Below are 18,448 nucleotides of genomic sequence, written 5' to 3' on the forward strand. Positions count from 1 at the left end.
TTAATGCCGCAGGCCTTCGGGCACAGGGGTCTTGGGCTTGTTGGGGTCGATCGGCTGCGGCAGCAGCGTGGCCACGGTCAGGTTGTCGTCGCTGAAATACTTCCCGGCAACGGCCTGAACCTGGGCCGGCGTGACCTGCTTGATCTTGTCGAGCATGCGGTCGATCTGACGCCACGAGATATCGGAGATCTCGGCCACGCCGATTTCCATGCCCTGGCCGAATACCGAATCACGCTTGTAGATCTGCCCGGCCACGACCTGTGCCTTCACGCGCTTGAGCTCTTCCTCGGAGACGCCGTTCTTTGCGATACGCTGGATCTCCTCGCGCAATGCCTTCTCGATCTCGTCAGTGGTATGGCCGGTGGCCGGCGTGCCATCGAGCACGAACAGCGAGTCCGCGCGATTGATGCTGTCGTAGCCGACGTTCACATCGTCGGCCAGGCGCCGCTCACGCACAAGCTCGCGCGGCAGGCGCGAGTTGTCATAGCCGTTTAGCACCGCGGACAGGACTTCCAGCGCGTATGGGTCCACATCCTTCTCCACGTCGCGCAGGCGCGGCACCTTGTACGCCATCACCATGTACGGGTTCTCGGCCGGCGCCTTGACCCAGATACGCCTGATGCCCTTCTGGGGCGCCTCCGTCTGCGACTTGCGCAACGGCAGCGGACGCGGCTTGAGCTTGCCGTAATAGCGCTCGGCCAGCATGCGGACCTCTTCCGGCTTGACGTCGCCGGTCACGATCACCATCGCATTGTTGGGCACGTACCAGGTCTTGTACCAGTCGTGGACGTCGTCGATCCGCATGTTGACGAGGTCGTCCATCCAGCCGATCACGGGGTGCCGATACGGCATTGCCGTATAGACCGAGGCCAGCAGCTGCTCATAGACCGTGCCGCGCGGCGAGTCGTCGGTACGCAGGCGGCGCTCTTCCATGACCACCTTCATCTCGCGCTCGAACTCGTCCTTCTTGAAGATAACGTTGGCCATGCGGTCGGCCTCAAGTTCCATCATCTTCGGTAGGTACTGCTTCGCGATCTGCTGGTAATAGAGCGTGAAGTCGCGATTGGTCATCGCGTTCTCGCGGCCGCCCAGCAGGGCAATCTGGCGCGAGAACTCGCCCACCGGCACCTTCGGCGTGCCCTTGAACATCATGTGTTCGAGCATGTGGGCCACGCCCGTGGTACCACTGACCTCGTCCAGGCCGCCGACCCGGTAGAAGATCATGTGGGCCACGGTGGGCGCGCGATGGTCTTCCTTGACGATCACGCGCATGCCATTGGACAGCTGGAACTCGGTCGTGCCGGCCTGCGCCTGGCCGATCATCGCCGTCGGCGGCTGGCTTGATGGCGGCCCCTTCGGGGCGGGCGCCGACGTGGCGGTTCTGGAGGATTCGCCCGCTGCCTGAGCCCAGGCAGTGCCGGCCAAGGGGCCGATGAGCGAAGCAAGGACGAGCGTGGAAAGAATGCGCCGCGGAAAAGTTGCGGTGCCAGCCCGAGAAACGTCAGCGCAATTGTGCATGCGACCCCGTCTGCTAGAATTTTGCCGGTTGATTCTACCGGGGTATTGACCCCTTGCCCAATGTTTAGTTTCTGGAAGAAGCGCAAGGCCGAGCCGGCACCCGCGCCCGCCGAGCCGCCGGCCGCTGCGCCGGCGCCGGTCCCTGTCCCGGCCCCGCTTCCCGCCCCCGCTGCTGCGCCCGTCGCCGTAACGATCGCCCCTTCGACGATCGCCCCTCCGGCCCCGGCTCCTGTTGCGGCCCCGATTCCTGTTGCAACGCCGGTCCCGGCGCCTGTTGTGGCGCCTGTTGTGGCGCCCGTTGTGGCACCTGCTGTGGCGCCCGTGTCAGCCCCCGTACACGTCCAGGTTCCGCCACCCGAACCAGCAGCCCCGGCCTACGTGCCGCCTGTGGTCGAGGAACTGGAACTGACCCCGCCGCCCGCGCCCACGGCTGAAGCCAAGCGCGGCTGGATGTCGCGCCTGCGCTCCGGCCTGTCAAAGACCAGCCGCAACATCGGCGTGCTGTTCGTCGGCGTCAAGGTCGACGAGGCCCTGTTCGAGGAACTGGAAACCGCGCTGCTGATGGCCGATGCCGGCGTGGAAGCCACCGAATACCTGCTGGGCGAACTGCGTCGCCGCGTGAAGAGCGACCGCATCGAAACAGCCGAAGGCGTAAAGGCTGCGCTCAAGGACCTGCTGACGCAGCTCCTGAAGCCGCTCGAGAAGACGATGGAACTGGGCCGCGAGCAGCCGCTCGTGATGATGATTGCCGGCGTCAACGGCGCAGGCAAGACCACCAGCATCGGCAAGCTCTGCAAGCATTTCCAGAGCTATCACCAGTCCGTGCTGCTGGCCGCGGGCGACACGTTCCGCGCCGCTGCGCGAGAGCAGCTCACCATCTGGGGCGAACGCAACAACGTGACCGTGGTGGCCCAGGAAAGCGGCGACCCGGCCGCCGTGATCTTCGACGCCGTCAATGCGGCGCGCGCGCGCAAGATCGACATCGTGATGGCCGATACCGCCGGCCGCCTGCCCACGCAGCTGCACCTGATGGAAGAACTGAAGAAGGTCAAGCGCGTGATCGGCAAGTCGATGCCGACGGCACCGCATGAAGTGCTGCTCGTGATCGATGCCAATACGGGCCAGAACGCGCTGGCACAGACGCGCGCATTCGATGACGCGCTCGGCCTGACCGGCCTGATCGTGACCAAGCTCGACGGCACCGCCAAGGGCGGCATACTGGCCGCTATCGCACGGCAGCGCCCGGTGCCGGTGTACTTCATCGGCGTGGGCGAAAAGGTGGAAGACCTGCAGCCGTTCAAGGCGGACGAGTTCGCCGAGGCGCTGTTGGGCTGAGTCCGGCGCCACGCAAAAACAAAAACCCCGGTGGTGACACCGGGGTTTTTGTTTCTGGCAACGCTACCGGTTACTCGCTGTCCGGCTGCGCTCCCGGCGCGGCCTTCTGGAATGCCTCCAGTTCCATGCATGCTGCATGGATGCCCGCGATCGTCGGGAAGCGGCTGACGTCGACGTTGAAGCGCTGCGCGTTGAACACCTGCGGCACCAGGCAGCAATCGACCAGCGTCGGCGTGTCGCCGAACGCGTAGCGGCCAACGCGGCCCAGTTGCGACAGGTTGGTTTCGAGCGACGCAAACCCCTGTTCGATCCAGTGCCGGTACCACGCGTCCTTGGCTTCTTCCGAAACCTTGAGTTCATGCTTGAGGTACTTGAGCACGCGCAGGTTGTTCAGCGGATGGATCTCGCAGGCGATCTCCTGGGCCAGGCCACGCACCACGGCGCGCTCGAACGGGTCCTTCGGCAGCAGCGCCGGTTCCGGATGCGTTTCGTCGAGATACTCGATGATCGCCATCGACTGGATCAGCGGCTTGCCGTCGACCAGAAGCGTCGGCACCACGCCGTCGGCGTTCAATGCGCGATACTCTGGCTGCAGCTGCATGCCGCCTTCCTTGAGCAGATGCACGCCCTTGTAGTCGTACGGCAGGCCCTTCAGGTTCAGCGCGATGCGCACCCGGAACGAAGCCGAGCTGCGGAAGTAGCTATAGAGTTCAAGCATCGCGTCACACCACCTTGACGGTCAGGTCGCCCACACCTTCGATGTGGCATTGCATGACATCGCCCTTGACCACCGGGCCCACGCCTTCGGGCGTGCCGCTGTAGATCAGGTCGCCCGGCTGCAGTTCGAACAGCTTCGACAGGTACGAGACCATCTCCGGCACCGACCAGATCAGGTCCGACAGGTCGCCGCGCTGCTTCTCCACGCCGTTCACGGCCAGCGTCACGGCGCCCTTCGCGGGATGGCCGATGGCGGAAACCGGCACGATCGGGCCAATCGGGGCGGACTCGTCGAACGCCTTGCCGGTCTCCCATGGGCGGCCGGTCTTCTTCGATTCGTTCTGCAGGTCGCGACGCGTCATATCGAGGCCGATTGCATAGCCGTAGACGTGGCTGGCGGCCTGTTCCACCGGGATATCGCGGCCGCCACGGCCGATGGCCACGACCAGTTCCACCTCATAGTGGCAGTTGCCGGTGCCCGGCGGATACGGGAAGGCGCCTTCGACGTTGTCGGCCACGTAGCTGACGGCGTCGGACGGCTTGCAGAAGAAGAACGGAGGCTCGCGGTCTGGGTCCGAACCCATTTCACGGGCATGGGCGGCATAGTTGCGGCCCACGCAGTAGACCCGGCGCACGGGGAAGCTTGCACTGCTGCCACGTACTGGAACGCCGACGGGGGCTTGCGGCGCAAATACGAACTCGGTCATCCAACTCTCCAACTTTCTCTTTTTTGATGGAACGCCGCGCCAGCGCGATCGGTGAGGCGCGGCAGGGGCCAAGCATACACCCTGAGGTCGGCGCCTTGTGACACCTTGTGGCCTACAGTGGAGGCAGACCCGGCGCGAATCTTGCATATTGCACCGCAACCAAGCGCCTGCCATGACCCGCCGCCATCCGCCCCCTTCCGCCAACGCGCCACCTGCCGCAACCACCCGGCCGCTGCGCATCCTGCTGGTCCGTGACCCGCACGACGCCAACCCGCTCAACGTAGAGACGATCCGCGCCGGTCTGGCACAGGCCGGATTCGCCGAGGTACAGACCGTCGATGCCGATCTGCACCTGCCGGACGTCATTTCCGCGAACCAGCCGGACCTGGTCATCATCGCGTCCGAATCAGCCGCACGAGACACGATCGAGCATGTCTGCGTCTCCACCCAGCACGCGCCGCGGCCGATCGTGCTGTTCACGGACAACGACGATTCACAGCGCATCAAGGCCGCGCTGTCGGCCGGCATCACCGCCTATATCGTCGATGGCCTGCGCGCGGAGCGCGTGAAGACCGTGCTCGACGTGGCCTATGCGCGTTTCGAACTCGACCAGCAGTTGCGCGCCGAACTCGACGCAACGAAGCTCAAGCTGGCCGAGCGCAAGACCGTGGAGCGGGCCAAGGGCCTGCTGATGGAAGCGCGCGGCATCAGTGAGGAAGAGGCCTTCAAGCGGCTGCGCTCGATGGCGATGGAGCGCGGCATCAAGCTCGTGGACGCCGCCCAGCGCGTGATCGATGTGATGATTTGAGCACTCATTCTTGTGCGGCTGCGCGGCACGGCGCCGGTGCAATGCACAACTTCGGCGCCATCGCTATTTGCCTGCGCGCACGACTTTGATGTCTGACCGGGAGGATATTGGCCACAAAGCTGCGCGGCACGCACAGTCCCGGCGATTCACGCCTCCAGATTCACGCCTCCAACTAGTGATTTCCTGAAAGTTCACGGCTCATGGTGCAGCGCAACTCGCTGGCATATCGCTTGCGTTAGATTGGCACGGCCAACGACGGCCGGCTGTACCGAAGCACCACAACTTGCGTGCCGACGATCAATGACGATCGCACGGCATAGGACAACGGCGTCCTCGACCGCCGCCCTTTCCGGGCCGACGGTTCGGGACGCCTTTACTTTCGGAGCCTTCTGCAATGCCCTCTCGCCTCAAGATTGCCAAGCCCCTGCGCGCCACTGACACCGCTGCGGCCGATATCGCCCCGGCGAGCCACGGCCGCCGCCGCGCGCTGGCCACCATCGCCGGTGCCAGCGTGATGACGCTGGTCGATCCGATGGTTCGCAGCGGCGCGTGGGCAGCCGGCTCCGATGCGCCGGAAAAGCCCGAGGTAAAGATCGGCTTCATCCCGCTGACCGATTGCGCGTCGGTGGTCATGGCATCGACGCTGGGCCTGGACAAGAAGTACGGCATCAGGATCACGCCGAGCAAGGAAGCGTCCTGGGCCGGTGTGCGCGACAAGCTCGTCAATGGCGAGCTGGACGCCGCGCACGTGCTGTACGGCCTGATCTACGGCGTGCAGCTTGGCATCGGCGGCCCGAAGAAGGACATGGCCGTACTGATGAGCCTGAACCACAACGGCCAGGCCATCACGCTGTCGTCGAAGCTGGCCGAAAAGGGCGCGAAGGATGGCGCGAGCCTCAAGGCGCTGATGGCGAAGGAAAGGCGCGACTACGTCTTTGCACAAACCTTTCCCACCGGCACGCACGCGATGTGGCTCTACTACTGGCTGGCCGCCAACGGCGTCAATCCGATGCAGGACGCCAAGGCCATCACCGTGCCACCGCCGCAGATGGTGGCCAACATGCGCGTGGGCAACATGGATGGTTTCTGCGTTGGCGAACCATGGGGCGCCCGCGCCATCGCGGACAGGATCGGCTTCACCGTCGAGACCACGCAGTCGATCTGGAAGGACCACCCCGAGAAGACGCTCGGCACCACGGCAGAGTTCGTGCAGAAGTATCCGAACACGGCGCGCGCGATGGTGGCTGCTGTGCTCGAAGCGTCGAAGTACATCGATGCATCGGCCTCGAACCGCCGCAAGACCGCTGAGACCATTGCGGCCAAGTCCTACGTCAACACCGACATGGACATCATCCTCGACCGCATGCTGGGCCGATACAGCAACGGCCTTGGAAAGACCTGGGACGATCCTGACTCGATGAAGTTCTACCAGGATGGGGCCGCCAACTATCCGTTCCTGTCGGACGGCATGTGGTTCCTGACACAGCACAAGCGCTGGGGCCTGCTCAAGGACCATCCCGACTATTTGGCCGTGGCGAAGCAGGTGAACCGTATCGACATCTACAAGCAGGCTGCGGCCGCCGCGCAGGTGCCCGTGCCGAAGAGCGACTTCCGCACCGCCAGGCTGATCGACGGCGTGACATGGGATGCCTCCAAGGACCCGAAGGCCTACGCCGACGGCTTCAAGATCAAGGCCTGACGCGCTGCCAGCACTGCCAGCCCGGCCCGCCTGGCCCGGCCCATCCAGCCCCATCACCAGGAGCTTGCCGTGAATGCTTTCGCCCATTCCCCGCCCGAAGGCGCCGCATCGATGAATCCGGAAGCCATCGATCCCGATGCCAGCGAACAGTCGCACCGGCGCGCGCTGGAAATTGCCGCGCGGGAGCGGCAGGCCGCGCGCCGCGATGCACTGGCCGCGTTGATGCGCAAGTGCGTGCCGCCGGTCATCGGCTTTGCGCTGTTCGTGCTGGTGTGGCACGGCATCGCCACGCTGATCCCGGCCATCCCGACACCGGGCGCCACATGGAACGCCGCCGTGCCGCTGTTTGCCGATCCGTTCTATCACAACGGCCCGAACGACCAGGGCATCGGCTGGAACGTGCTGGCTTCGCTGGCGCGCGTGGCCGCCGGTTTTGGACTGGCTGCCGTCGTCGGCATTCCGGCAGGCTTCCTGCTTGGGCGCTTCGCTTTCCTGAACGCGATGGCATCGCCTGTCATCAGCCTGCTGCGTCCGGTGTCTCCGCTGGCATGGCTGCCAATCGGCCTGCTGTTGTTCAAGGCGGCAAACCCCGCCGCGATCTGGGCCATCTTCATCTGCTCGATCTGGCCGATGATCATCAACACCGCTGTGGGCGTGACGCGCGTGCCGCAGGACTACCTGAACGTGGCGCGCGTGCTCGACCTGTCCGAGTGGAAGATCTTTCGCCGCGTGCTGTTCCCGGCCGTGCTGCCGTACATGCTGACCGGCGTGCGGCTCTCGATCGGCACGGCCTGGCTGGTGATCGTCGCTGCGGAGATGCTCACGGGCGGTACCGGCATCGGATTCTGGCTCTGGGACGAATGGAACAACCTCAAGGTCGAGCACATCGTGATCGCGATCTTCATCATCGGCGTGGTGGGTCTGGTGCTCGAGCACCTGCTGCTGGCACTGGCGCGCCGCTTCAGCTACGGCAACACCTGATCCGGAGACGACCGCCATGGACAAGTTCGTCAGCATCGAAAACGTCGGACAGACCTTCAAGACGCGCAAGGGGCCGTTCGTGGCGCTGCGCGAGATCGACCTGTCGATCGCCGAGGGCGAGTTCATTACGCTGATCGGGCACTCGGGCTGCGGCAAATCCACGCTGCTGAACCTGATCGCCGGATTGACCATGCCCACCACCGGCGCGCTGATCTGCGCCGGGCGCGAGATTGCCGGCCCCGGCCCGGAGCGCGCCGTGGTGTTCCAGAACCATTCACTGCTGCCGTGGATGACATGCTTCGAGAACGTCTACCTGGGCGTGGAACGCGTGTTCGGCGGCAGTGAACCCCGGGCACAGCTCAAGGCGCGCACGCACGATGCACTCGCGCTGGTGGGCCTGACACACGCCGAGTCCAGGTACCCGCAAGAAATCTCGGGTGGCATGAAACAGCGCGTGGGCATTGCCCGTGCGCTGGCGATGCAGCCGAAGGTATTGCTGATGGACGAACCGTTCGGCGCGCTGGACGCACTGACGCGTGCGCACCTGCAGGACGCCTTGCTGAAGATCGTTGCGCGCACGAAGAGCACCGTGGTCATGGTCACGCACGATGTGGACGAGGCCGTGCTGCTGGCGGACCGCATCGTCATGATGACCAACGGGCCGGCGGCGACGATCGGCGAGATCCTGCGCGTGGACATCGCGCGCCCGCGCGAGCGCATTACGCTGGCCGACGACAAGGCCTACCATGCGTGCCGCACCGCCGTGCTCGACTTCCTGTATCGCAAGCAGCGCAATCCGGCGCTGCAGGAAGCGGCCTGACGGGGGCCGCCGCGGAAATCCGGCTGCATGGTTCGATGCATTGGGCGAAGCGGCGGGCCTCCGCTATCATGAACCCCAACCCCACGAAACCCGCAGGCATCATGACCACTGCATCCCAATCGCCGTTTCCGGCGGCCAGGTACATCAAGGAAATCGGGCGAGGCGCCAATGGCGCCCGCGCGCTGCCGCGTGAAGACGCCCAGGCGCTGTTCGATGCAATGCTGGCCGGGCGTGTATCCGATATCGAGATGGGCGCCGTGCTGATGGCGTACCGCATCAAGGGCGAGGCGCCGCACGAACTCGCCGGCATGCTCGACGCGGCGCACCAGCATTGCGCGCCCCTGGCCGCGCCGCCCGACAAGCCCGTGGTGGTGATCCCGAGCTACAACGGTGCACGCAAGCAGCCGAACCTGGTGCCGCTGCTGGCAATGCTGCTGGCGCGCGATGGCCTGCCAACGCTGGTCCACGGCACACGCCAGTTCCAGGGCCGCGTGACCAGCATGGCGCTGTTCGAAGCGCTGGGCGTGCCGCTGTGCACCAGCACCCAGGCCGCGCAGGACCAGCTTCGCGCCGCGTCGAATCCGCTGGCGGTGCTGCCCATCGACGTGCTGTCGCCCGCACTGTCTGAACTGCTCGACAAACGCTCGATCGTCGGCTTGCGCAACTCGTCCCACACGGTCGTGAAGATGCTGCAGCCGGTGGGCGCCCATTCGCCCGCCGAGGCGTTGCGGCTCTACAGCTACACCCACCCCGAGTATCGCGAGACGCTGACCGACTATTTCTCGCACGAACCGGCGAACGTACTGCTGGCCCGTGGGACCGAGGGAGAAGTCGTGGCCGATGCGCGCCGCAGCAGCCGGATCGACTGGCTGCACGACGGCCATCAGCGCACGATCGTCGATCCGGTCGGCGGCTCGATCGGCGATGTGCCCGAACTGCCGCAGGGAACAGACGTGGCCGAGACGGCCGCCTGGATTCGCAAGGTGCTCGATGGCGCGGTGCCGGTGCCCGCGCCGATCGCCGCACAGATCGAAGCCATCAAGGAATGCCTGCGACTGGCAACGCGGGTGGCCTGGGCCAGCCCGCTGTAAGAGACTGCTTCGAAACGATCAGGCCCGGCGCGGCGGCAGCGGAATGCGCTCCGTTTCGCCTGGCACATGGGGGAACTGGTCGTCCTGCCATCGCTGGGCGGCCTCCTCGATCGCTTCCTTGCTGCTGGCCACGAAATTCCAGTAGATGAAACGGCGGCCGTCTGTCGGGTCTCCGCCCAGCAACATCACGCGCGACGGCATGGTCGCCTTGATCGTCACCGGCTCGCCGGGCACCAGCACTACCAGGTGCTCTGCCGGCAGCGTCTCGCCATCCAGTTCCAGGTTGCCGTCGACCGGGTAGATCCCACGCTGGACGTGCTCTGGCGGAATCACGAGGCTGGCACCCTCTTCCATTTCGATGGCCACGTAAAGCGTGCGGCTGTACACCCTGACCGGCGACTCGGCGCCAAAGGCGTCGCCGGCAATCACGGTCATGCGCACGCCCGGCAGTTCGAGCTTGGGCAGCGTGGCACCCGGATGATGGTGGAACGAAGGGGGATCGTACTCATGCGCCTTGGGCAGTGCGACCCAGGTCTGAATGCCATGCAGGCGTGGCCCGGCCTGGCGTGCGCCGTCGGGAGAGCGCTCCGAATGTGCAATACCGCGCCCGGCGGTCATCCAGTTCACGTCGCCAGGCCGGATCAACTGCTCGCTGCCGAGGCTGTCGCGGTGCATGATCTCGCCTTCGAACAGGTAGGTAACCGTCGCCAGCCCGATATGCGGATGCGGACGCACATCCATTCCGGCACCGGGTTCCATCACGACGGGCCCCATGTGATCGAAGAAGATGAACGGCCCGACGGTTTGCGTGGTGGCGGCGGGCAGCAGGCGGCGAACGGTGAATTCACCGATGTCTCTCACATGGGGCTTCAGCAAGTGTTCGATAGCAGACATGTGGGGCTCCTGGAGGATGCGGCTGAAGAACAACTTCAGTGTAGCGAATCCTGCAATACAGCATCCCGAATTCGCTGCGAAACCGAATGCGGGCCGGCCCCTCTAATAACAGTGCCCGGCAAAGGCTCCCCGCCAGCCCTTATGGGGCCTGGCCAGGTCACGACAACGAGAACATTTTTGCTATTTAAAAGAATTAGTTGATTGCCTGGAACTATCAACCCTATAAGTCTTCTAACTTAGCACTCATCCGGATCGAGTGCTAATATGCGTTGCAATGCGGTGTCCCCCCGGGACACACCGGCAACCCACCGCCGGATGCGAAAGGAGTCATAGTGAACGCAGTTCTGTCTGCCGATCAAACCCAAGTTTCTCGCCGTCTGCCAACGGCGCCCCAGAGTGCCGCCGCGAATTCCTTCGCGCTGACCTTCCCCGGCACACTGGGCAATCTGGACAGCTACATCCAGGCTGTCCACCGTATTCCGATGCTCACCCCCGAGGAAGAGCTGAGTCTCGCACGCGACCTGCGCGACACCGATTCCGTCGACGCCGCGCGTCGTCTGGTGATGTCCCACCTGCGCCTTGTGGTGTCGATTGCCCGCCAGTACCTGGGCTACGGCCTGCCGCACGCGGACCTGATCCAGGAAGGCAATATCGGCCTGATGAAGGCGGTCAAGCGCTTCGATCCCGAGCAGGGCGTGCGCCTTGTGTCGTATGCGATGCACTGGATCAAGGCCGAGATCCATGAATACGTGCTGAAGAACTGGCGCATGGTCAAGGTGGCTACCACCAAGGCCCAGCGCAAGCTGTTCTTCAACCTGCGCAGCCACAAGCAAGGCTTGCACACCTTCACCCCTGAGCAAGTGGAAGCCGTTGCGCGCGAGCTCAACGTGAAGCCCGAGGAAGTGATGGAGATGGAAACCCGCATGGCGGGTGGCGATCTGGCGCTGGAAGGCCAGGTCGACGACGGCGAGGAAGAATTCGCGCCGATCGCCTATCTCGCGGACAACCACAACGAGCCCACGCAGGTGCTCGAATCCAAGCGCCACGACCGTCTGCAGGTCGAAGGCCTGGAAGAGGCGCTGACCAAACTTGACCCGCGCAGCCGCCGCATCATCGAGGCACGCTGGCTGGACGTCAACGACGACGGCTCGGGCGGCGCCACGCTGCATGAGCTGGCCGACGAGTTCGGTGTGTCGGCCGAGCGGATTCGCCAGATCGAATCGGCAGCGATGAAGAAGATGAAGGGCGCGCTGGCGGCGTTTGCCTGATTGCCTCCCCGCGCAATGAAGAAGGCCGGTCAGTGACCGGCCTTTTCTTTTTCTGCCTGCGACGCCTGCGACGCTTAAGACATCAGCTGCTTGAGGTCATGCGCAATGGGCTCCGGACCCTGTCCGTGGCGGATAAACAGGCGCAACTGGCCGTTCTGGTCGAACACGTAGCTGCCAGCCGAGTGGTCCATCGTGTAGTTTTCCGGTGACGAACCCGGCACCTTGGCGTAGTAGACCTTGAAGTCCTTGGTCACCTTCTTGAGCGCGGCCTCGTCGGCCGGGCGCAGGCCCAGGAAGCGCGAATCGAAGGCCGGCACGTACTGGCCCATCAGCGCCGCCGTATCGCGTTCGGGATCGACGGTCACGAACAGCACCTGAACCTTGTCCGCATCGGGCCCCAACTGCTCCATGACCTGCTTGAGCTCGACCATCGTGGTCGGGCAGACGTCCGGGCAATGGGTGTAGCCGAAGAACATCAGCACCACCTTGCCCTTGAAGTCGGCCAGCGTGCGGGTCTTGCCGGCGGGGTCCAGCAGCGCAAAATCCTTCCCGAACTCGGTGGCGCCCGAGATATCGACATTGCGGAAGGACGGCTTGGGCTGCCCGCAGGCGGCCAGCAGGGCCGTGCACAGCGCGAGCATGCAGAAGCGGCGGAACGCGGCCCAGAGGCCTTGGGAAGAGGTCGACATGCGCATGAATCGGGAGGAGTTGCCCGAAAGTATCGCCGATCGGGCTGGCGATGACTTCCGGGCGCGGCAAGATGCCGCAGGCCGTTCAGGCGTGCGGCACGAACTTGAAGTAGTGATCCACGAGCAGCGCCGCGAACAGTAGCGAGAGGTACAGGATCGAATAGCGGAAGGTGCGCTGCGCCAGCGCGTCCGAATAGTTGCGGAACAGCTTCCAGGCGTAGCCCAGGAATACCAGGCCCAGGCCCAGCGCCGCCGCCAGGTAGATGTAGCCGCTCATGCCGTACACGAACGGCAGCAGCGTGGCGGCGATCATGATCAGCGTGTACAGCAGGATGTGCAGCAGCGTGTAGCGCTCGCCGTGAGTGATCGGCAGCATCGGCAGGCCAGACTTGGCATAGTCGGCACGGCGATAGAGCGCAAGCGCCCAGAAGTGCGGCGGCGTCCACGTGAAGATGATCAGCACCAGGAACCACGCTTCGGCCGGCACCGTGCCCGACACCGCGGACCAGCCCAGCGCGGGCGGCATGGCGCCCGACAGCCCGCCGATGACGATGTTCTGCGGCGTGGCCGGCTTCAGCAGGATCGTGTAGACCACGGCGTAGCCGAGGAACGTGGCGAACGTCAGCCACATCGTCAGGTCATTGGCGAAGAGGTGCAGCAGCCACATGCCCGCGCCGCCGAGGATGGCCGAGAAGATCAGCGTCTGCGTGGTGGTGATCTCGCCGGTGGCGGACGGGCGCCACGCGGTGCGGCGCATCAGCGCGTCGATCTTCTGTTCCACCAGGCAATTGATGGCGAAGGCAGCGCCTGCCAGCAGCCAGATTCCGGCTGCGCCGCCGATCAGGACGGACCACGGCACCATTCCCGGCGTGGCCAGGAACATGCCGATGATGGCGCAGAACACCGCGAGCTGGGTGACGCGCGGCTTGGTGAGGGCGGCGTATTGGCGGGCCAGATGACGTAATCGGCCCACGGACGAGTGGGATTGGGTTGCTGTGACCACGGGGGGCATCTTGTCCTTCATGTGGCGCGCGCGGCAATCGAAGGTTGGGCGGCGGCGCCTGCGGAGCGAGTGGCGAGGCCGATATTGTAGTTGAGACGGAGCAACAGCATCAGCAGCAGGGCTGCTCCACCGTTATGGGCCACCGCGGCAACCAGCGGCCAGTCGAACACGATGTTCGACATGCCCGTGCAGAGCTGCAGCGCCAGCACGGCCAGCAGCCACCGTGCGTGCCGCGCAAGACCCTCCATGCGGCGTGCACGCAGGCCAAACCAGAGCAGATAGCCAAGAACGACAAACGCAAAGCCTCGGTGCACCCAGTGGATGGCCACCAGTGCGGCGTGCGGAATGTAGTCGCCGTCGGCCGTCATGCCAAGCTGGCGCCATAGCGTGAAGCCGTGGCGGAAGTCCATCTCGGGCACGAGCTGGCCATTGCACAGCGGGAAATCGGTACACGCGAGCACCGCGTAGTTGGTGCTGACCCAGCCGCCAAGGAAGATCTGGATCACCAGCAGCGCCAGCCCAAGCAGGCCGGCCCAGCGCAGCGACGCCGCCTGCGGCGCCACGACGTGCGGAGGGTCGTTGCGCGACCCAAGCAGGATCAGCGACGCCAGCAGCGCCATTGCCAGCAGCAGGTGGGTGACCACGATGACCGGCTGCAGCTTCATCGTCACGGTCAGCATGCCGAATGCGCCCTGCAGGCAGACCAGCAGGAACACGCTCGTGGCGAACCATGGCGACTGTTTCAGCTCACGCCGCTTGACCCACGCCAGCACCATCAGCGAGATGATCAGCACGCCCACTGCCATCGCGAAATAGCGATGGGTCATTTCGATCCACGCCTTCATCAGCGTGACCGGGCCACTGGGGAGCGCCGTTTCGGCTGCGCGGATCGGATCCATCGCCGCGTGCGGATTCGAGTGGCCATAGCAGCCGGGCCAGTCCGGGCAGCCCAGCCCGGAATCCGTCAGCCGGGTGAAGCTGCCAAACATGATCAGGTCCAGCGTCAGGAACGCCGTGATCCAGACGAGCTTGCGATATTTGTCGCGATTGCCGCGCACCATCACGTAGGACAGTGGCAGCAACGCGATCAGGATGCCAATGATGGCCAACTGGAGCAGCATGGGAATTCAGCCGATACGGGAGTACTTCAGCAGCTTCTTCAGGTCGCTGCTTACCTTCTTGGGATCCGGGTCGGTGGGCCAGCGCATCATCAGGTTGCCGAGCGGGTCGACCAGATAGATCGAATCTTCCGCGCGGGCACCCGACTCTGCCGGCAGCCACTGGGAAATCGCCGTGTGGTCCATGCGCAGGAAGCGCACGCCTGCATAGGGTTCGTTGTAGGCGGCGGAAAGCCGATCGTCCACATCACCCTGGTCCTGGATCAGCCATACCGGCACGATCCGCTCGCGGTCCTCGCCCTGCCCGGCGCGGATCTGCCGCACCGTGTACAGCCGCTTCGCACAGGCTTCGTCGCAGGCGGAGGGGTTGGTCATCACCATCAGCCACTTGCCGCGCATCGACGCCAGCGGCACCGACTCCTTGCGCTCATTGGTCACCTGCACGGGCGGCATTGGACGCTGCGGATCGATCAGCGCGCCATAGTTGGTGCTGCCGCCCGTCGGCTTGATCACGTAGAACGTGAAGTATGAAAAGAGCACCGGCGACGCGCAGACCAGCAGCAGCATCAGCATCTGCAGCCGGCCGCGGCGCGTGCTCGCGTTGATTCGGGGGTCAGGCGTTGCCGTGGGATCGGGCTGCGGCATGGAATTCGTCTGTACGTTCATCGTTCGGTTATGGATTGCCTTCACCTGCTGCCCGGCCGCTCCTCGCGCGCCGCCAGCCCAGCACGGCCACCAGCACCACGGTCAGCGCCGCCAGGCCAAACCACTGGGCGGCGTAGCCATAGTGGCGGTCCGCGCCGAAATCGGCCGGGGCCCAGTCGCGTGCGAGCCCGTCGCCGGTATCGCTCGTCTGTTCCACCACCACGGGCAGGAGTGGCGTGTCGATCTCTCTGGAAAACGCGGCAAGGTCGATATTCTGACGGATCTTGCGCCCGGCCTCCGCGGAGGCGTCCTGGCCAAGGCTGTAGACGCGCGGCACCGCCGCCAGCGCCGTGCCTTCGACGGTGACCTCGCCCGGCGGCGTCTGGAACGGCGCGATGCGCGTGCGGTCCTGCGCATCGCGCGGCAGCCAGCCACGCAGCACCAGCACAGCGCCGCCATCCGACAGCCGCAGCGGCGTCAAAATCTGGAACCCGGCGCGGCTGTCGGTCCCGTTGCCATGCGGGCGGTTGTCGAGCAGCACGGTCTTGCCTGCATCGAACGTTCCCCGCGCACGGACACGCCGGTCAAGCAGCTGCGACGCATCGGCCTGCCCCGCATGCAGTTCGGCAGGGGCCTGCTTCGCGAGCGAGGCCAGCCGCTCCGCGCGGTCGATCTTCTCGTGCGCGCGGCGCAGTTGCCAGTTGCCCAGCGCGCAGGTCACCGCGATCACCACGAGCGCGGCCACCATCGGCACCGGGCCCGGCGAGCGCCAGAGCGTGCGGGTCGTCACGGGTTTCCTCCGTGCATTGCAGTGCGATAATGAGCGCTTCCCAGAACGAGCCCCCACATGCGCTTCGTCATCCTTGTCGCCTTCATCCTGATCATCGGCAGCCTGGCCTCCGCGCTGTTCTTCATGATGCGCGACCGTGGCCGCACGCCCAACATGATGCGGTCCCTGATGTTCCGCGTCGGCTTCTCGGTGGCGCTGTTCCTGTTCATCCTGTTCTCTCACTGGATGGGCTGGATCCAGAGCACGGGCATTCATACATCGCCCTGACAGGCGTCCCAACAAAAAAAGCGCCGCTGAGGATCTCTCCCGCGGCGCTTTTGCTTCGATACCGCACGCCGCCCGCTGCGCGGCGCGGCGAAATCCTTACAGCCAGTAGACCACCACGTACAGGCCCAGCCAGACCACGTCCACGAAGTGCCAGTACCAGGCGGCGCCTTCGAACGCGAAGTGATGCTCCGGCGTGAAGTGTCCACGCAGCACGCGGATCAGCACCACCGTCAGCATGATCGCGCCCATCGTCACGTGGAAGCCGTGGAAGCCCGTGAGCAGGAAGAACGTCGAACCATAGACACCCGAGGTCAGCTTCAGGTTCAGTTCGCTGTAGGCGTGCATGTATTCGTAGGCTTGCAGGCACATGAAGATCGCGCCCAGCACGATCGTCAGGACCAGGCCCTGGATCAGCTGGCTGCGCTTGCCGGCCAGCAGCGCGTGGTGTGCCCACGTCAGCGTGACGCCCGAGGTCAGCAGCAGCGCCGTGTTGATCGTCGGGATCGGCCACGGGCCCATCGTCTGGAAGGTCTCCACGGTGCCGGCGGGGCCCGTGTTCGGCCACACGGCCGCGAAATCCGGCCAGATGATCTTGTTGTTCAGGTCGCCCAGCCACGGCATGGCGATCGTGCGCGCATAGAACAGCGCGCCGAAGAATGCCGCGAAGAACATCACCTCGGAGAAGATGAACCAGCCCATCGACCAGCGGAACGACGTGTCGATGTTCTTGCCGTACATGCCGCCTTCCGATTCGCGGATGGCGTCGCCAAACCAGCTCCTGAGCACGAAGATGAACCACAACAGGCCGAAACCGCACAGGTACGGCGCCCACGGCTGCCCGTTGACCCATCCGGCAGCTCCCGCTCCGGTCATCAGCAGGCCAAACGCCGCCGTGATCGGATGGCGCGACGGGCCCGGCACGAAGTAGTACGGGGCGTTAGCGCGATTCGCACTCATTCTTCTATCTCCAGCTCAGAGTCTTTGATTCAGTTATTCGCACATCCGGCCCCGACATCTGACCGGCGGCGTCCTCGCTTCCTGTAACTTCCTGTCCCTACCCTGCTTACGACTGACTCACCACGGTGCGCACGATCAGGATCAGCACCGTCACGAACACAGCCGCCGCAATCAGCCCGGCGATGATCACGTGCACCGGGTTCAGCCGCGCCATGTCGGATTCATGCTCCGACCCCTTGCGCAGCCCGATGAACGACCACAGCACCGCGCGCACCGTCTGCACGAAGGATGCCTTGCGATGCACCGGATCTTCGCCGCCAGCCATCGTCAGCTTCCCTTGCGCGCCGGCGCGTCTTCGCCCAGCGGCGCCTGCGCAACCGGCGTACCCACTTCGAAGAACGTGTACGACAGCGTGATGGTCTTCACGTCCTTCGGCAGCTTTGGATCGATCACGAACACCACTGGCATTTCGCGCGCCTCCTTCGACTTGAGCGTCTGCTGCTTGAAGCAGAAGCACTCGATCTTCTTGAAGTACTCGGTGGCCTGCTTCGGTGCGTAGCTGGGGATCGCCTGCGCCGAAATATCGCGCGACTGCCCGTTGGCCACCTCGTACACGATCGTCGTCAGCTCGCCCGGATGCACTTCCATCGAGTTCTTGACCGGACGGAACGCGAACGGCCCGCGCGAGTTGGAATCGAACTCGACCGTGATCGTGCGGCTCTTGTCGACCTGCGAATTCTTCAGCGAACCGGAGCCATACAGGTCGCGCGTGGTCAGCACGTTGATGCCGGTCACCTCGCAGATCGCCTTGTACAGCGGTACCAGCGCATAGCCAAAGCCGAACATCAGCGTCACCACCACCAGCAGGCGCAACATCATGCCGCGGTTGAATCGCTTCTCGATTGCCTTGTCCTGCGCGTCCACGCTTCTCTCTCCTACTGCATTGTTCCGATCAGAGCCTCAGCTGCCAAGGAACATCGTCTTGGCTACGAATCCCAGAAAGAAGACCACCACGATGGATAGCAGAATCCACCCCAGGCGGCGATTGGCGGCCCGCTGGGCGGCGCGGCGATCCTGCGGTGATGGGCTTGTTTCCGAGGGCTGCATGTGCTTCTCTTTGCGGGCCGGATGCTCTTCACTT

At 64.7% G+C, this 18,448-nt stretch carries 21 protein-coding genes; 8 read left to right on the forward strand and 13 right to left on the reverse strand.

Annotation, left to right across the window (positions count from 1 at the left end; genetic code table 11):
• The gene (locus B552_RS0114095) at positions 1-1,323 is read right to left on the reverse strand and encodes a pitrilysin family protein (protein ID WP_019449673.1); all 1,323 of its coding nucleotides are present in this window, start codon (positions 1,321-1,323) and stop codon (positions 1-3) included.
• Positions 1,324-1,578: 255 nt separating this feature from the next.
• Here B552_RS0114095 and ftsY point away from each other — a divergent pair, with 255 nt between their 5' ends.
• Entirely contained in the window at positions 1,579-2,853 is a 1,275-nt protein-coding gene (gene ftsY, locus B552_RS0114100; RefSeq protein WP_026035651.1) for a signal recognition particle-docking protein FtsY, read from the forward strand.
• A gap of 70 nt (positions 2,854-2,923) precedes the next feature.
• Here ftsY and maiA read toward each other — a convergent pair whose 3' ends face one another.
• Entirely contained in the window at positions 2,924-3,571 is a 648-nt protein-coding gene (maiA, locus tag B552_RS0114105) for a maleylacetoacetate isomerase (protein WP_019449675.1), read from the reverse strand.
• A 4-nt stretch (positions 3,572-3,575) separates the two neighbouring features.
• Positions 3,576-4,277 (reverse strand): fumarylacetoacetate hydrolase family protein, encoded by a 702-nt coding sequence (locus B552_RS0114110; protein WP_019449676.1) that lies wholly within the window; start codon positions 4,275-4,277, stop codon positions 3,576-3,578.
• A 172-nt stretch (positions 4,278-4,449) separates the two neighbouring features.
• On the opposite strand from B552_RS0114110, the gene B552_RS0114115 reads away from it, so the two are divergent.
• From B552_RS0114115 to ybiB, 5 genes are all read left to right on the forward strand, one after another.
• Positions 4,450-5,085, forward strand: a complete 636-nt coding sequence (locus tag B552_RS0114115) for an ANTAR domain-containing protein (RefSeq protein ID WP_019449677.1) — start codon at positions 4,450-4,452, stop codon at positions 5,083-5,085.
• Between the two features lie 394 nt (positions 5,086-5,479).
• Positions 5,480-6,784, forward strand: coding sequence for a CmpA/NrtA family ABC transporter substrate-binding protein (locus B552_RS0114120; protein ID WP_019449678.1), 1,305 nt, complete (start codon positions 5,480-5,482; stop codon positions 6,782-6,784).
• 69 nt (positions 6,785-6,853) lie between these two features.
• Positions 6,854-7,765, forward strand: a complete 912-nt coding sequence (gene ntrB / locus B552_RS0114125; RefSeq protein WP_019449679.1) for a nitrate ABC transporter permease — start codon at positions 6,854-6,856, stop codon at positions 7,763-7,765.
• A 16-nt stretch (positions 7,766-7,781) separates the two neighbouring features.
• The gene (locus B552_RS0114130) at positions 7,782-8,585 is read left to right on the forward strand and encodes an ABC transporter ATP-binding protein (protein ID WP_019449680.1); all 804 of its coding nucleotides are present in this window, start codon (positions 7,782-7,784) and stop codon (positions 8,583-8,585) included.
• 101 nt (positions 8,586-8,686) lie between these two features.
• Entirely contained in the window at positions 8,687-9,676 is a 990-nt protein-coding gene (gene ybiB, locus B552_RS0114135) for a DNA-binding protein YbiB (protein WP_026035652.1), read from the forward strand.
• Between the two features lie 18 nt (positions 9,677-9,694).
• Here the strand turns inward: ybiB and B552_RS0114140 are convergent, their stop codons facing one another.
• A complete protein-coding gene (locus B552_RS0114140; RefSeq protein WP_019449682.1) occupies positions 9,695-10,570 on the reverse strand; it encodes a pirin family protein in 876 nt (291 codons plus the stop codon).
• A 332-nt stretch (positions 10,571-10,902) separates the two neighbouring features.
• On the opposite strand from B552_RS0114140, the gene rpoH reads away from it, so the two are divergent.
• Positions 10,903-11,838 (forward strand): RNA polymerase sigma factor RpoH, encoded by a 936-nt coding sequence (gene rpoH, locus B552_RS0114145; protein ID WP_019449683.1) that lies wholly within the window; start codon positions 10,903-10,905, stop codon positions 11,836-11,838.
• 74 nt (positions 11,839-11,912) lie between these two features.
• Here the strand turns inward: rpoH and B552_RS0114150 are convergent, their stop codons facing one another.
• The 5 genes from B552_RS0114150 to B552_RS0114170 all read right to left on the reverse strand — a co-directional run bounded on the left by B552_RS0114150 (position 11,913) and on the right by B552_RS0114170 (position 16,041).
• Positions 11,913-12,533, reverse strand: coding sequence for an SCO family protein (locus B552_RS0114150; RefSeq protein ID WP_019449684.1), 621 nt, complete (start codon positions 12,531-12,533; stop codon positions 11,913-11,915).
• 79 nt (positions 12,534-12,612) lie between these two features.
• Positions 12,613-13,539, reverse strand: a complete 927-nt coding sequence (gene cyoE, locus B552_RS0114155; protein WP_083860293.1) for a heme o synthase — start codon at positions 13,537-13,539, stop codon at positions 12,613-12,615.
• A gap of 8 nt (positions 13,540-13,547) precedes the next feature.
• Positions 13,548-14,651: a COX15/CtaA family protein gene (locus tag B552_RS0114160; RefSeq protein WP_019449686.1), complete on the reverse strand. Its 1,104-nt coding sequence runs from the start codon at positions 14,649-14,651 to the stop codon at positions 13,548-13,550.
• A 6-nt stretch (positions 14,652-14,657) separates the two neighbouring features.
• The gene (locus B552_RS0114165) at positions 14,658-15,314 is read right to left on the reverse strand and encodes a hypothetical protein (RefSeq protein WP_019449687.1); all 657 of its coding nucleotides are present in this window, start codon (positions 15,312-15,314) and stop codon (positions 14,658-14,660) included.
• Between the two features lie 7 nt (positions 15,315-15,321).
• On the reverse strand, positions 15,322-16,041 hold the full coding sequence (locus B552_RS0114170; protein WP_083860294.1) for an SURF1 family protein: 720 nt from the start codon (positions 16,039-16,041) through the stop codon (positions 15,322-15,324).
• Positions 16,042-16,140: 99 nt separating this feature from the next.
• Here B552_RS0114170 and B552_RS0114175 point away from each other — a divergent pair, with 99 nt between their 5' ends.
• Positions 16,141-16,350 (forward strand): twin transmembrane helix small protein, encoded by a 210-nt coding sequence (locus B552_RS0114175; protein ID WP_008642681.1) that lies wholly within the window; start codon positions 16,141-16,143, stop codon positions 16,348-16,350.
• 96 nt (positions 16,351-16,446) lie between these two features.
• On the opposite strand, the gene B552_RS0114180 is transcribed toward B552_RS0114175, so the two are convergent.
• The 4 genes from B552_RS0114180 to B552_RS29075 all read right to left on the reverse strand — a co-directional run bounded on the left by B552_RS0114180 (position 16,447) and on the right by B552_RS29075 (position 18,414).
• Positions 16,447-17,307, reverse strand: a complete 861-nt coding sequence (locus tag B552_RS0114180; protein WP_019449689.1) for a cytochrome c oxidase subunit 3 — start codon at positions 17,305-17,307, stop codon at positions 16,447-16,449.
• A gap of 106 nt (positions 17,308-17,413) precedes the next feature.
• Positions 17,414-17,632, reverse strand: coding sequence for a DUF2970 domain-containing protein (locus B552_RS0114185; RefSeq protein ID WP_019449690.1), 219 nt, complete (start codon positions 17,630-17,632; stop codon positions 17,414-17,416).
• Between the two features lie 2 nt (positions 17,633-17,634).
• On the reverse strand, positions 17,635-18,186 hold the full coding sequence (locus B552_RS0114190; RefSeq protein WP_237718218.1) for a cytochrome c oxidase assembly protein: 552 nt from the start codon (positions 18,184-18,186) through the stop codon (positions 17,635-17,637).
• An 81-nt stretch (positions 18,187-18,267) separates the two neighbouring features.
• The gene (locus B552_RS29075) at positions 18,268-18,414 is read right to left on the reverse strand and encodes a cytochrome oxidase small assembly protein (RefSeq protein ID WP_019449692.1); all 147 of its coding nucleotides are present in this window, start codon (positions 18,412-18,414) and stop codon (positions 18,268-18,270) included.
• Positions 18,415-18,448 lie beyond the last annotated feature (34 nt).

Source organism: Cupriavidus sp. BIS7, from assembly GCF_000292345.1.
Classification (GTDB): Bacteria; Pseudomonadota; Gammaproteobacteria; order Burkholderiales; family Burkholderiaceae; genus Cupriavidus.